We start from the raw sequence: 12729 nt of genomic DNA on the forward strand, positions 1-12729 counted from the left end.
CGGCCTAGGTAAGCGAAACGGCGTGAGGAAACGGCACCCAGACGGCCAGCGCGCCGCCGAGCGCGAGCGCGATGCCATACGGCACGCCGCGCGGCGCGATCGCACGTGCCGGCGCGGTGTGACGCCGCCATGCGACGACCGCGAGCGCAGCGACGCCGTACAGGGCGCCGCTCGCGGCGACGATCGTCAACACCGGGAACGCGAGCGTCGGGCCGGCCCACAGGAACACCGCCGCCGCCAGCTTCACGTCGCCGCCACCGATCCAGCCCGCATGATGCAGGCCGGCAAACAGCAACAGCATCGCCGCGGCGGTCGCCACGTGAGCGGCGAGTTGCGCGAGCCCGTCGTGCGCGAGTGCCGCCGCGATCAGATACAGCATCGCGAACGCCAGCACGGCGCCATTGGACAAGCGCCGCTCGCGCAGGTCCTGCGTCGCGAGCAACGCCAGCACGAGCGTCGCCGCCGACTGTACGAGAAAGAGCATCGGAGAGCCGTCCGTCGGCGCGCCCCGGCTGGATACGTCGTACCGCTGCGGATCCGTGTGTCCGCCGACGGCGCGCGGGTTCAGGAGATCAGATCAACGCCGTGACCTTGTTGATCAGCGCGGTGAACACGGCCGGCAAGCCGCCGGACGTGCTGCTGAGAATCACCCCGACCGCCGCCAGTGCGACTACGACGATGCCGGCCAGAACCGCGTATTCGAGCGAGCTGACACCACGTTCATCGCGCAGCAAGGTCTTGACGTATTGCAGCATGACAACCTCCGTGTGGCGGGGTCGGTGATCGACCGTTGAATGTAATGACGCGGTGTTACACGGGGTGGTGCGCACGGCGTTCCCCCATTCGTGACTCATGCGGCGGCCCCGGCATCGGCCGTGCACATTCCCCGCAATCCATTCGATCGCTGCACGAGCGGTGTGCGGCAACGGCATTGGCCGCTACATTCGCTCGTCTGTCGCAAGGCCGCATTGACACGATGCGGATCCCGCTTATTCGTCTAGGGTATAGACAATTTTTGGGATGAATTCAAATAATTTGGCGTCGGAATGCATTTATGGGCGGAGCGCGTCAGCGATGAAATACGCGCACGTCATTTACCGCTTTTTCCTCGTGGCGCGGCAGACCGGTCATGGCTCGAAGTAAGAATGTTAATGCCCGGACGCGTCATTTCTGCCGCCGTGCAATTCGATGATTTTTATTCAGTTTTTCGAAATGAAGCATGCTCCGCACTTGCGAATTCAGAATAAACTCTCGCGTGCGTTGCCCGGCAATCCTTTCGTGCACGCCAGCACGATCAGGAAAATATTGCACGCCGCGGTCGCACTGAACCGACCTCTGCGCCGACAGCCGGCGCACGCGCGCCGGCTTCCCTTCCTCAATCCAGCCAGACACCGTCGAACCGGTGCCCGCCGAGCGGCGAGAACGTCACCCCGTGCACGCGCTTCGAGATCGGCAGCGACACGATCGACGTCGCGATCGGCGTGAACGGCACCTGATTCTTGAACACGACCTGGGCCTGCTCGTAAAGCGACGTGCGTTTCGCGACGTCCGCGTTCGTGCGTGCCGCACCGACGAGCCGCTCGAAATCCGCATTGCACCACTTCGCGAGGTTGCTCCCGTGCACCGCGTCGCAGCCGAGCAGCGTGCCGAGCCAGTTGTCGGGGTCGCCGTTGTCGCCCGACCAGCCGTACAGGATCGCATCGTGCTGCCCGTCGCGTTTCGCGCGGCGGTTGTACTCGCCCCACTCGTAGCTGACGATCTTCGCGCGCACGCCGATCCTCGCCCAATCCTGCTGGATCAGTTGCGCCATCAGCTGCGCGTTCGGGTTGTACGGGCGCTGCACCGGCATCGCCCACAACGTCAGGTCGAAACCGTTCGGGAATCCTGCTTGCGCGAGCAGCGCCTTCGCCGCGGCCGGATCGCGCGGCGCGTCCTTCAGGCGCGGGTTGTACGACCATTGCGCGGGCGGCATCGGGTTCGTCGCGATCGTCGCGTCGCCGTTGAATACGGTCTTGATGATCGCCGTCTTGTCGATCGCGATGTCGAGCGCGCGCCGCACGTCGACACGATCGAGCGGCGGATGCTGCGTGTTGTACGCGACGAAGCCGACGTTGAAGCCCGTCCCCGAAAACAGCGTCAGCTTCGGATCACGCCGCACCGTCTCGAGATCGGCCGGCCGCGGGAACACCGACACCTGGCACTCGCCCGCCGTGAGCTTCTGCAACCGCACGGCCGGATCGGGCGTGATCGCGAACACGAGATGCGCGAGCTTCACGTCGTCCGGCTTCCAGTAGTCGGGGTTCGCGTCGTAACGGATCGTCGCGTCCTTCTGGTACGCGCGCAGCTGGAACGGCCCCGTCCCGACCGGGAACTGGTTGATGTCGGCCTCGCGATGGCGCGCCGTCAACTGCGACGCGTATTCGGCCGACAGAATCGACGCGAACGCCATCGCGAGATTGCGCACGAACACGACGTCGGGTGACTTCAGCACGAAGCGTGCCGTATCGTCGTCGACTTTCTCGATGCGCTCGATGTTGCGGTCGAATCCGAGATCGCTGAAGTACGGGAAGCTGACCGGATAGGCCTTGCGGAACGGATCATCGGGGTCGAGCATGCGGCGGAACGTGAACACGACGTCGTCCGCCTGGAACGGCCGCGTTGGCCTGAACCACGCGGTCGTCTGGAACTTCACGCCGCGCCGCAGGTGAAACGTGTAGACGCGCTGGTCGGACGACACGTCCCAGCTCGTCGCGAGCGACGGCGCGAGCTCGAGCGTGCCGCGCTTGAACTGCACGAGCCCGTTGTAGACGGTGTACGTGCTCGCGTCGAAATCGGTGCTGGTCGTGTGCTGGCCGGGGTCGAAGCCGGCCGGGCTGCCTTCGCTGCAGAATACGAGCGTCTTGCCGGCCGGCGCCGCGAACGCGTGCGCGACCGCGCCGGCGAGCAGCAGCGACGCGGCCATGCCGCGCAGCGCTCCAACCGCAACGGATGCGGGCCGCGCACGATGCGCGGCGAACGAGACGAATGGAATCTTCATGGTGGCGGTCGAGAAAGGACTGTCATGCGAATGACGACCGCCGATATTCGCGCGCCGCCCGCCGATCGCTTACCAATTAATTCCGCGTTGCTTATCGCAGGGGATGCATCCCGCTGCCGCTGCATGAAGATGTCCGCGCGAGCGTCGAGGACATGCCGGCGGAGTCCGGCTGCCATGCGCCGCCGTTGTGCGTCATGCAGCGACGCCGTTCGCGCAATGCCTTCCGGCCCCCTGCAGGTTCTCCGGAATTGGCGCATCGTATCGGCTGGTCAACGCCAGCACCGGCGTGCGGGGATTCGCCCGCGCGCACGTTGCGGCACGGCGTGCCTGTCGGCGCGCCACCCCTTCCTGGAGGACCCACGATGTCGATCAGCCCCGATACGCCCTCTCGTCCGGTGAAGTCTCCGGGCCCCGATCACCCGATCACGATCGAACCGCATCCATCGCGCGTCGTGGTCAAGGTGGCCGGCAAGATCGTCGCCGATACGCGCCACGCGCTGGCGCTGCGCGAAGCCAGCTATCCGGTCGTGCTGTACGTTCCGCGCGAGGACGCCGACATGGCGCTGCTGCAACGCACCGACCATGCGACGTACTGCCCGTACAAGGGCGATTGCGCGTATTACTCGATTCCCGTCGGCGGCGAACGCGCGACCAACGCGGTGTGGACGTACGAGCATCCGAACCCGGCCGTCGAATCGATTCGCGCGCACCTCGCGTTTTACCCTGATCGCGTCGACTCGATCGAGGAAAGCCCGCTCGGCACCGATTGAGTGCGGCGACGCCCTGCCTGCTCGTCGTTCACGTATCGTCCGGCCGCTAATTTGCATATGCGGATTCATTGGTTGGCCGCCGATTCGCGCGGCCGTATCGTCGTGCATCCGGCGCGGGCCGGCCGGCCGCGCGCAGCGCACGCATCCGGCTGCGTCCAGTGCCGGTCGCGCCTCAAGTGCGCTTCCGTGAACCCGTCAGCAGGACGCCTCGATGAACGACACACCGTACGCAGATCTTGAAACGACCCCGGCAAATCCGCGACGCCGCCAGTGGCTGCACGGCGCGGCCGCCGGACTGGCCGGGCTCGCGCTCGGCCCGCTCGCGGGCACGCCTGCACTGGCGCAGGGCAGCGACAAGCGGCTGCGCATCGGTTTTCAGAAATATGGCAACTTCGTCGTGCTCAAGGCGCGCGGCACGCTCGAGAAGCGGCTCGCGAGCCAGGGCGTGACGGTCCAATGGCTCGAGTTCCCGGCCGGCCCGCAGTTGCTCGAGGGGCTGAACGCCGGCGCGATCGACGTCGGCACGGTCGGCGAGACGCCGCCGATCTTCGCGCAGGCCGCGGGCGTCGATTTCGTCTATCTCGGCAACGAACCGCCCGCGCCGCACGGCGAGGCGATCGTCGTGCTGCCCGATTCGCCGATCCGAACCGTCGCGCAGCTGCGCGGCAAGAAGGTCGCGTTCAACAAGGGTTCGAACGTCCACTATCTGCTCGTGAAGGCGCTGGAGCATGCGGGCCTCACGTATGCCGACATCCAGCCGATCTATCTGACGCCCGCCGACGCGCGCGCCGCGTTCGTGCAGCGCAGCGTCGACGCGTGGGTGATCTGGGATCCGTACCTGGCGGCCGCCGAACGGCAGCTCGGCGCACGCGTGGTCGCGAACGGCGACGGGCTCGTGCGCAACACACAGTACTACCTCGCCGCGCGCAAGTATGCCGCCGCGCAGCCGCAGGTGCTGCGCACGCTGCTCGACGAAGTCGACGCGGTCGATCGCTGGGGACGCGACCACGTTCAGGAAGTCGCCGCGCAACTGTCGCCGCTCGTCGGCCTCGACGCGCCGACGCTCGAAGTCGCGCTCAAGCGCACCGGCTATGGCGTGCAGCCCGTCACCGATGCGACGCTCGCGTATCAGCAGAACATCGCCGACGCGTTCAGCGCACTGAAGCTGATTCCCGGCAAGGTGACCGTGGCCAACGCGCGCTGACGCAGCGTCGCGTCAGGGCGAACACGTCGCGCCGGTCCGCCGCCACTCGTCGTAATCGGTAACGAGGCCCGCATCGTCGACCGCGATATCGGCCGCATACGCGCCGCTCTCGTAGCGGTAAACGTGCTCCGCCGTGCGCGTATAGCGCTGCTCGCCGCGCACGATCTCGAACGCGGGAAATCGCAGCCAGGCCGTGTGGATGACGGCCGACGCGCCGACCGCCAGCCCGAGACGCCGGATCGGCAGCGTATTGGTCGACGGACTGAAGCCGAGATCGATGTCGGTCGCGCCCGCGAGGGCCGGCGCGTCGACGCCGTCGATCGTCCAGCGCCCCGCGTCGCGCTCGATTGCGAATCGCCGGGCCGGCGCTGCGCCGAGCCAGACCGTCACGTGCACCGATCGCGTCAGCCAGTCGGCGCCGCACGCGATCGTATAGTCGACGCGAAACGGCGTGCCGTCGATCGCGCCCGCCACCGCGCCCGACAGGTCGATGCCCGCGCGCGTCTCGACGAGCCGGCACCATTCCGCCGCGTGCCAGGTCTGCGTGACCTGCCACGCGACGCATCGCGTGCGCGCTGCTTCGTCCTGTTGCGTCATGTCGTCTTCCATCGATTGCATGAACCGGATTTTCGCTCACGGTCTCGGTGATCTCATGCGCCTTTGGCGCGTGCCGCCGAACCACTACCGAGTATCGGTTCGTCGCGCATCCGCTCGGCACAGTCGACCGCGTGCTCGTGGCCGCCCCCGCCTGTCTCGACCGCTTCGGCCCGATCGCAACGAAGGCCGATCTGGTGGAGCACCCGTTCATCCACGTCAAGGGCATCTTCGCGAACGAGCAGTTGCCGCTGCAGAGCGAAGACAACAAGCTCGAATACGCGCGGACCCGGACGGTGACGACGACGAGCCATTGGCGTCCGATGTTCGACACGATCCTGGCCTGCGGCGGCATCGGCGTCGTGCAGGCACAGGCCTGCGTCAATGCGCTCGCGCGCGGCAAGTCACGCGCGCCGCGTCACCACGCCTGCCGATAGATCGCCAGCGCATCGGCTTCCGTGACTTCGCGCGGATTGTTCACGAGCAGGCGCGTCTGCAGCATCGCGTCCGACGCCATCCTCGGCAGGTCGCCCTCGCCGATGCCGACCTCGCGCAGCGTGCGCGGAATGCCCGTCGCAACGATCAGGCGATCGATCTCGTCGATCAGCGCCTGCGTCCTCGCTTCGTCGCTACCGCTCGCCGACGGCGCGACGATCGCCGCGAGCTCCGCATACAGCGGCGCGGCAGCCGGTGCGTTGAAGCGCAGCACATGCGGCAGCACGAGCGCGTTCGACAGCCCGTGCGGCACGTGGAAAATTCCGCCGACCGGATAGGCCAGCGCATGCACGGCCGCGACCGGCGCGTTCGCGAATGCCTGGCCGGCGAACATCGCGCCGACCAGCATCGCTTCGCGCGCGTGCCGATCGCGGCCGTCGTCACAGGCCTTCAGCAAGTTGCGCGACAGCAGCGTCAATCCCTGCACGGCCAGCATGTCGGACACCGGATTCTTGAGCCTCGACGACGTATAGGCCTCGATCGCATGCACCATCGCGTCGATGCCCGTCGCGGCCGTTGCCGCGCGCGGCAGCCCGAGTGTCAGCTCGGCGTCGAGGATCGCGACGTCCGCGAACAAGTGCGGCGACACGACGCCCATCTTGCGCGCCTCGCCGACCGTGACGATCGACACGGCCGTCACTTCGGAGCCGGTGCCGGCCGTCGTCGGCATCTGCACGAGCGGCAGCCGCGACGTTGCAACCTTGTCGACGCCGTACATGTCGGCCAGCGCCTGCCGCCCCGGCGCGAGCACCGCGATCAGCTTCGCGACGTCCATCGACGAACCACCGCCGAGGCCGAGCACGATTTCCGCATCGGCCGCCACCGCCCGCGCGGTCGCCTCGAGCACGACGTGCTCGGGCGGATCGGCGATCACGTCGTCGATCACGGTCACCTGCCAGCCGTGCGCGGCGAGGCTCTCCAGCGCGGGCGCAAGCACGCCGCTGCGATGCAGGAACGCGTCCGTGACGACGCACAGCCGCGCGAGCGCCGGAAAGCGTTCGCGCAACAGCGGGCCGAGCCGGCGCGCGGCGCCGAATTCGACGATCTGCGTCGGAACGGTACGGAATTGAAACGGGTTCATCGGGCGTCTCCCGGTGGCGTCGCCGTGCCGGTGTCCGGCTGCACCATGTAGCGCGTCACGTCGCGGCGATCGAGCAGCGGAATGATCGCGCCGACACCGATCCGCTGGAAATGCGGCGTTTCCCGATGGACGTCGAGGCCGTCGGCATCGCTGTAGCGTTCGAGGATCACGATGTGGTCGGGATCGACCGGCGACCGGAAGTACGCATAGTCGAGGTTTTTCGGCTCGGTGCGCGTGGCCGGCGCGAGTTCGGCCAGCAGTTCGATCACGCGGTCGCCGTTGCCGGGTTTCGCGAAGAAATGCGCGATGACCTGCAGGTAAGGTTCGTTCATGCTGCGCTCCGTATTCGCCAGCGCCCGTCATGACGGGTCGTCATTCCACAATGCGCGGTTGCTCGTCGAAGGTGGCGGTCGGCGGCCCGACACGATGCCGACGCCCAGACGTCGCATTGTATTGAATCGGCGCCGTGCGCGCAGCGCATCGTCACGCACGCGGCGGCAGCGCTCCGCGCGACCGGTTCGCGGCAGGTTCGTCGCATGCCGGCGCGATGCCCTGGCCGGCCGGCTTTGCCCGCGTCACGCGCGCCGCTGCTCCGGCCGCTACCACGGCACGGTGCGCCCCTGGTAATCGAGGTATTCGAGCCCCGCGCGCGGATGCTTCTCGATCAACACGTTCACGAGGCTCGGCACGCTTTCGTCGATCGTCAATCGCGCATCGGGCCCGCCGAGTTCCGTGCGGACCCAGCCCGGCGCCATCAGCACCATCGCGCGCGGCGTGCCGGCCTGGCGCGCCGCGAAACTGCGCACGAACTGGTTCAGCGCGGCCTTGCTGCCGCGGTAGACCTCGCGCATTCCGCTCACGTTGTTCGCGACACTGCCCTGCCCCGACGACATCGCGCCGATCAGGCCGTCCGCGGTCACGAGATCCTGCAGCGCCTCGATCACGCGCATCGGCGCCAGCGCATTCGTGATCATCACGCGCACGAATTCGGCGGTCGTGACTTCGCCGATCGTTTCGTTCGGATCGTTGGTCGTGCCGGCGTTCACGAACAGCATGTCGAAGCGCCGGCCCGACAAGCGCGCGCGCAGCGCGGTCAGCTGTTCCGGCTCGCAGATGTCGAGCGTCTCGACCTCGAGCCGTCCGTCGAAGCGTTCGGCGAGCGCGTGCAGCTGCGTGTGCCCCGATGCCGCGCGCACGGTTCCAGTGACGTGCCAGCCCTTGTTCAGGAACTGTTCCGCCATCGCAAGCCCGAGGCCGCGCGAGGCCGCGACGAGCAGGATCGATGGTGTCTTGGGGTTCGATAAAGTCGATTGCATGGATTTCACCTTTGCCGGCGTTCGTCATCCAGCCACTATAGGCGTGCACCTTCACATGCACCAGACGCACCGAACTCAATCAATAGTTGCATTAAACGCCCTGTCACGGCGTGCGATACCGTATGCTGTCCGGATGGAAGACATCGACCTGAACCTCGTCACCGCGCTCGACGTGCTGCTGACCGAAGGGAGCGTGACCGGCGCCGCGCGCCGGCTCGGACTGAGCACCTCCGCGATGAGCCGCACGCTCACGCGGCTGCGCACCGCCACGGGCGACCCACTGCTCGTGCGCGCCGGACGCCGGCTCGTGCCGACGCCGCACGCATCGGCGTTGCGCGATCGCGTGCATGCCATCGCGAGCGATGCCCGTGCCGTGCTTCGTCCGGCCACGGCCGATCTCGACATGGCCACGCTGTCGTCCACGTTCACCATTCGTGCGGCGGCGTCGTTCATGGACATGCTCGCCGGCCCGGTGGTCGCGGCGATCGGCGAAATCGCACCCGGTGTGCGCGTGCGTTTCGTCGCCAGGCTCGACCGCGATCCGGGGCCGCTGCGCGACGGCATGGTCGACCTGGAAATCGGCAAGCGCGGCGACGACGCGCCCGAACTGCACACGCGCGAGCTCTTTCACGACGGACACGTCGCGGTGGCACGCGCCGGGCATCCGCTGTTCGCGGCGGCCAGGATCACGCCTGCGCGCTACGCGGCCTGCCGTCACGTGATCGCATCGCAACTCGGCGACTTCGGCGGGCCGGCGAACGATCCGGCAGGCACGCTCGCGCCCGCCCAAATCGTTCAGGTCGTGGTGCCCGGCTATCCCGATGCGATACGCGTCGCGGCCGGCACCGACCTGATTGCGCTCGTGCCGCGCTCGAGCCTCGGCAACGCATTCACGCCGGGGCTCGTGGACGCGCTGGGGCTGCGCACCTTCGCGATACCGGTCCGGCTGCCCGAGATCCTGATCTCCGCGCTCTGGCATCCGCGGATGCAGCGCGACCCGGTGCATCGCCGTCTGCGCGATGTCATCATCGACGTGTGCAAACGCGCGTATCCGGCGGCCCGCGCACCGCGCGCACGGGTGCGCGGCACGAAAACGGGCGCCGCCGACTGAAGCATCACGATCCGCACGCAACGCCCGCGCCTCACACCAGCCGGCCGCCCCCGTCGATGTGCAGGATCTCGGCGTTCATGAAGCGGTTGCCCAGCAGGAACGCGATCGCTTCCCCGACTTCATCGGCGCGACCGACGCGGCCGCCCGGCAACGACGACGCGGCCCCGCCGAGGATCGCGTCGCGCGCTTGCGGGCCGAATGCGTCGTACAGCGGCGTGTCGACGAAACCGGGCGCGACGACGTTCACGCGAATCGGCCTGAGCTCGAGCGCAAGCGACTGTGCCAGCGCCTCGACGCCGCGCACGGCGGCCGCGATGACCGACGTGCCCTGCCCGGACGGACGGTCCGCCAGTTGCCCGCCAGCTGTCCGCCGGAGCGCCCGCCGGGCCGCACGCGCTGACAAACCGGGGCGGCGCCACGCCCTCGACGACACGGATCCGGCACCGCTTTCCCGAATTCCAACCATTGCATCGCGCCGGGCGGCGCCGGCCGGCCCTTCGGCTAAAATGCCGCACTTTCCATCCTGTCCGGCCCGCTCGCCATGCAACCCGCCTCCCCCGCCCGATCTGCCTCCCACGGCACCGACGACGCCGATTCGTCGCGCGACCTCGTTTATGGCCCCAATGACCGGCCCGCGCCGATGGTCGCCTTCGTCGCCGCGCTCCAGCACCTGCTGGCGATCATCGTGCCGATCGTCACGCCCGGCCTGCTGATCTGCCAGGCGCTCGGCGTATCGAGCCGCGATACGACCCTTATCGTGTCGATGTCGCTGGTGATTTCCGGTATCGCGACCTTCGTGCAGTGCAAGCGCTTTGGTCCGCTCGGCGCCGGCCTCCTGATCGTGCAGGGCACCAGCTTCAACTTCGTCGGCCCGCTGATCGCCGGCGGCAGCGTGATGGTCAAGCAGGGCACGCCCGTCGAGACCGTGATGGCCGCGATCTTCGGCGTCGTGATCGCCGGTTCGTTCGTCGAGATGGGCGTGTCGCGCATCCTGCCGTTCGTGAAGCGCCTGATCACGCCGCTCGTCACCGGCATCGTGGTGTTGCTGATCGGCCTCACGCTGATCAAGGTCGGCCTGATCAGCATGGGCGGCGGCTACGGCGCGATGGCCAACGGCACGTTCGCGAGCGCCCAGAACCTGACGCTGTCGTGCCTCGTGCTCGGCACGATCATCCTGCTGAACCGCGTGCCGATCGTGTGGGTGCGCAGCACCGCGCTCGTGATCGCGCTCGTGATCGGCTATGCCGCGGCCGCGGTGCTGGGCCGCCTCGACTTTACCGGCGTGCATCAGGCCGCGCTGTTCCAGGTCCCGACGCCGCTGCACTTCGGCATCGGTTTCTCGTGGTCGCTGTTCGTGCCGATGCTGATCATCTACCTCGTCACGTCGCTCGAGGCGATCGGCGACGTCACCGCCACCAGCAAGATCTCGAAGGAGCCGGTCGAGGGACCGGTGTGGATGCAACGGATCAAGGGCGGCGTGCTCGTGAACGGCGCGAACTCGCTGCTGGCCGGCGTGTTCAACACGTTCCCGAGCTCCGTGTTCGCGCAGAACAACGGCGTGATCCAGATTACCGGCGTCGCAAGCCGCTACGTCGGCATCTGGATCGCGGGCATGCTCGTGGTGCTCGGCCTGTTCCCGGTCGTCGCGGGCGCGCTGCAGGCCGTGCCCGAGCCCGTGCTCGGCGGTGCGGCGATGGTGATGTTCGGCGCGGTGGCCGCATCGGGCATCAACATCCTGTCCGGCATCCATCTCGATCGCCGTGCGCTGCTGGTCATCGCGGTGTCGCTCGCGCTCGGCCTCGGCGTGTCGCAAGTGCCGGATATCCTGAACAGCCTGCCGCATGCACTGAAGAACGTGCTGGAATCGGGCGTCGCGACGGGCGGCATCTGCGCGCTCGTGATGAACTGGTTCTTGCCGGAACAGAAGTAACGCTACGGATTCCATCGCAACGCGGCCCGACCGACGGGTCGCGGCGCGCTCGGCGGCTCCCGCTTGGACGGGCGGCCGACTCTCGCTAGAATCGGATCATGCCTCAAGCTCCCGTCTCCACGAATACGCCGGAAGCCAGTGCGGTTCCCGTCAAGGAACGCGCAACCGTCGTCTGCTACCGCGAAGAACAGGTCTTGCTCGTTGCGCGCGTATCGTCGCGCTGGGCGTTGCCCGGCGGCACGATCAAGCGCAGCGAAACGCCGCTCGAGGCTGCACATCGGGAACTGCTGGAAGAAACCGGCATCGTCGGCCAGAATCTCGTCTACTCGATGCAGTTCACCGGGCTCGCGAAGGTGCACCATGTGTTCTTCGCGGAAGTCGGCCCGGAGCATACGGCCCAGGCCAGCAACGAGATCGAGACGTGCAAGTGGTTTCGTATCGACAACGTCGATGCGCTGCGCGCGAGCATCCCGACGAAGCGCATCGTCGAGCTCGTCTACCAGCACGAAATCCTCAAGTAGGTAGACACCCCATCCCCACCGGCTCGCACGAGCCGATATCATGCGCCCACGGTCCGTCGTCGCGTTCCCTTCCGAGCGAGCTGCAGATGAACAGTGCGTACACCTACCGCGGATACACCATCGATGTCCGCTGCGAATTCCGGCTAGACGAACCGCGCGACCACGCGCCACCACCCGCCACGCTTCGGTTCGGGTTCGTGGCGGTCGTGCAGGTTCGCGCGGCCGGCTGCGCGCCGCGCCTGCTGGCGCCGGTCCGGCTCGGCGACGATGGCGGCCGCCTGTTCGACGACACCCTCAACGCGTTACGCGCGGGCCGGGCGGCCGGCGAAATCATCGTCGACGACCTGCTGGTCGATGCCGGCTCCACCGACGGGCGCGCGCATTCCTGAGCCGGCGTTCGGCCTGGAGCGTTCGGCGCGGAGACGGTGCCCCGACGCTCAGTTCAGGCGTTTTCGTCGTAGTTCGTGCGTGGAATAGACGACGAGGAAGATCCCCAGCATCGCGACGCCGGATGCCATGAAGTCGTTTACGGTTCCCATGCTGTTCAGCGATTTCGGGAAAATGCCGAGACTCAGTCCCGCGGCAGCCAGGATTACGCCTGCCGCCACACCCCACACCGGTCCGGTGGTCTTTTCGATTGTGTTTTTCATACAGCACCCGTCTACAGTCG

Annotated in this window: 16 protein-coding genes; 7 read left to right on the forward strand and 9 right to left on the reverse strand. The window is 67.5% G+C overall.

What is annotated here, in order from left to right:
* Nucleotides 1-4: 4 nt before the first annotated feature.
* From DIE11_RS27405 to DIE11_RS27415, 3 genes are all read right to left on the reverse strand, one after another.
* Complete coding sequence (locus tag DIE11_RS27405) at nt 5-484, reverse strand: prepilin peptidase (protein WP_124628398.1); 480 nt, start codon at nt 482-484, stop codon at nt 5-7.
* 88 nt (nt 485-572) lie between these two features.
* Nucleotides 573-755 (reverse strand): Flp family type IVb pilin, encoded by a 183-nt coding sequence (locus DIE11_RS27410; RefSeq protein WP_044843866.1) that lies wholly within the window; start codon nt 753-755, stop codon nt 573-575.
* Nucleotides 756-1375: 620 nt separating this feature from the next.
* Nucleotides 1376-3037 carry an ABC transporter substrate-binding protein gene (locus DIE11_RS27415; RefSeq protein WP_124628400.1) on the reverse strand — a complete coding sequence of 554 codons (1662 nt, stop codon included), beginning with the start codon at nt 3035-3037 and terminating at the stop codon, nt 1376-1378.
* Between the two features lie 362 nt (nt 3038-3399).
* Here DIE11_RS27415 and DIE11_RS27420 point away from each other — a divergent pair, with 362 nt between their 5' ends.
* Together DIE11_RS27420 and DIE11_RS27425 are read left to right on the forward strand one after the other, a co-directional pair.
* Nucleotides 3400-3807 (forward strand): DUF427 domain-containing protein, encoded by a 408-nt coding sequence (locus DIE11_RS27420; RefSeq protein ID WP_124628402.1) that lies wholly within the window; start codon nt 3400-3402, stop codon nt 3805-3807.
* Between the two features lie 211 nt (nt 3808-4018).
* The gene (locus DIE11_RS27425) at nt 4019-5011 is read left to right on the forward strand and encodes a sulfonate ABC transporter substrate-binding protein (RefSeq protein WP_124628404.1); all 993 of its coding nucleotides are present in this window, start codon (nt 4019-4021) and stop codon (nt 5009-5011) included.
* A 12-nt stretch (nt 5012-5023) separates the two neighbouring features.
* Here DIE11_RS27425 and DIE11_RS27430 read toward each other — a convergent pair whose 3' ends face one another.
* On the reverse strand, nt 5024-5608 hold the full coding sequence (locus DIE11_RS27430; protein ID WP_124628406.1) for a putative glycolipid-binding domain-containing protein: 585 nt from the start codon (nt 5606-5608) through the stop codon (nt 5024-5026).
* A 47-nt stretch (nt 5609-5655) separates the two neighbouring features.
* On the opposite strand from DIE11_RS27430, the gene DIE11_RS27435 reads away from it, so the two are divergent.
* Nucleotides 5656-6042, forward strand: a complete 387-nt coding sequence (locus DIE11_RS27435; RefSeq protein WP_124628407.1) for a LysR substrate-binding domain-containing protein — start codon at nt 5656-5658, stop codon at nt 6040-6042.
* On the opposite strand, the gene DIE11_RS27440 is transcribed toward DIE11_RS27435, so the two are convergent.
* The 3 genes from DIE11_RS27440 to DIE11_RS27450 all read right to left on the reverse strand — a co-directional run bounded on the left by DIE11_RS27440 (nt 6024) and on the right by DIE11_RS27450 (nt 8497).
* Nucleotides 6024-7181, reverse strand: coding sequence for an iron-containing alcohol dehydrogenase (locus DIE11_RS27440; protein ID WP_059598752.1), 1158 nt, complete (start codon nt 7179-7181; stop codon nt 6024-6026). The two genes, DIE11_RS27435 and DIE11_RS27440, sit on opposite strands and share 19 nt — an antisense overlap.
* Entirely contained in the window at nt 7178-7513 is a 336-nt protein-coding gene (locus DIE11_RS27445) for a putative quinol monooxygenase (protein ID WP_124628409.1), read from the reverse strand. The genes DIE11_RS27440 and DIE11_RS27445 overlap by 4 nt, the downstream gene beginning before the upstream one ends.
* A 267-nt stretch (nt 7514-7780) precedes the next feature.
* Nucleotides 7781-8497 carry an SDR family oxidoreductase gene (locus tag DIE11_RS27450; protein ID WP_124628411.1) on the reverse strand — a complete coding sequence of 239 codons (717 nt, stop codon included), beginning with the start codon at nt 8495-8497 and terminating at the stop codon, nt 7781-7783.
* Between the two features lie 133 nt (nt 8498-8630).
* On the opposite strand from DIE11_RS27450, the gene DIE11_RS27455 reads away from it, so the two are divergent.
* Complete coding sequence (locus tag DIE11_RS27455) at nt 8631-9608, forward strand: LysR family transcriptional regulator (RefSeq protein ID WP_124628444.1); 978 nt, start codon at nt 8631-8633, stop codon at nt 9606-9608.
* Nucleotides 9609-9639: 31 nt separating this feature from the next.
* On the opposite strand, the gene DIE11_RS27460 is transcribed toward DIE11_RS27455, so the two are convergent.
* Complete coding sequence (locus DIE11_RS27460) at nt 9640-10011, reverse strand: SDR family oxidoreductase (protein ID WP_226114912.1); 372 nt, start codon at nt 10009-10011, stop codon at nt 9640-9642.
* A 138-nt stretch (nt 10012-10149) separates the two neighbouring features.
* Between DIE11_RS27460 and DIE11_RS27465 the strand changes: the two genes are divergently transcribed.
* The 3 genes from DIE11_RS27465 (at nt 10150) to DIE11_RS27475 (ending at nt 12448) form a co-directional block, all read left to right on the forward strand.
* On the forward strand, nt 10150-11538 hold the full coding sequence (locus DIE11_RS27465) for a nucleobase:cation symporter-2 family protein (RefSeq protein WP_124628413.1): 1389 nt from the start codon (nt 10150-10152) through the stop codon (nt 11536-11538).
* A gap of 98 nt (nt 11539-11636) precedes the next feature.
* Complete coding sequence (locus tag DIE11_RS27470; RefSeq protein ID WP_124628415.1) at nt 11637-12059, forward strand: NUDIX hydrolase; 423 nt, start codon at nt 11637-11639, stop codon at nt 12057-12059.
* 86 nt (nt 12060-12145) lie between these two features.
* Complete coding sequence (locus DIE11_RS27475; RefSeq protein WP_124628418.1) at nt 12146-12448, forward strand: hydrogenase maturation factor; 303 nt, start codon at nt 12146-12148, stop codon at nt 12446-12448.
* A gap of 48 nt (nt 12449-12496) precedes the next feature.
* Here DIE11_RS27475 and DIE11_RS27480 read toward each other — a convergent pair whose 3' ends face one another.
* Nucleotides 12497-12709, reverse strand: a complete 213-nt coding sequence (locus DIE11_RS27480; protein WP_059598746.1) for a hypothetical protein — start codon at nt 12707-12709, stop codon at nt 12497-12499.
* Nucleotides 12710-12729 lie beyond the last annotated feature (20 nt).

It is taken from the genome of Burkholderia sp. Bp9012, from assembly GCF_003853825.1.
GTDB lineage: Bacteria > Pseudomonadota > Gammaproteobacteria > Burkholderiales > Burkholderiaceae > Burkholderia > Burkholderia diffusa.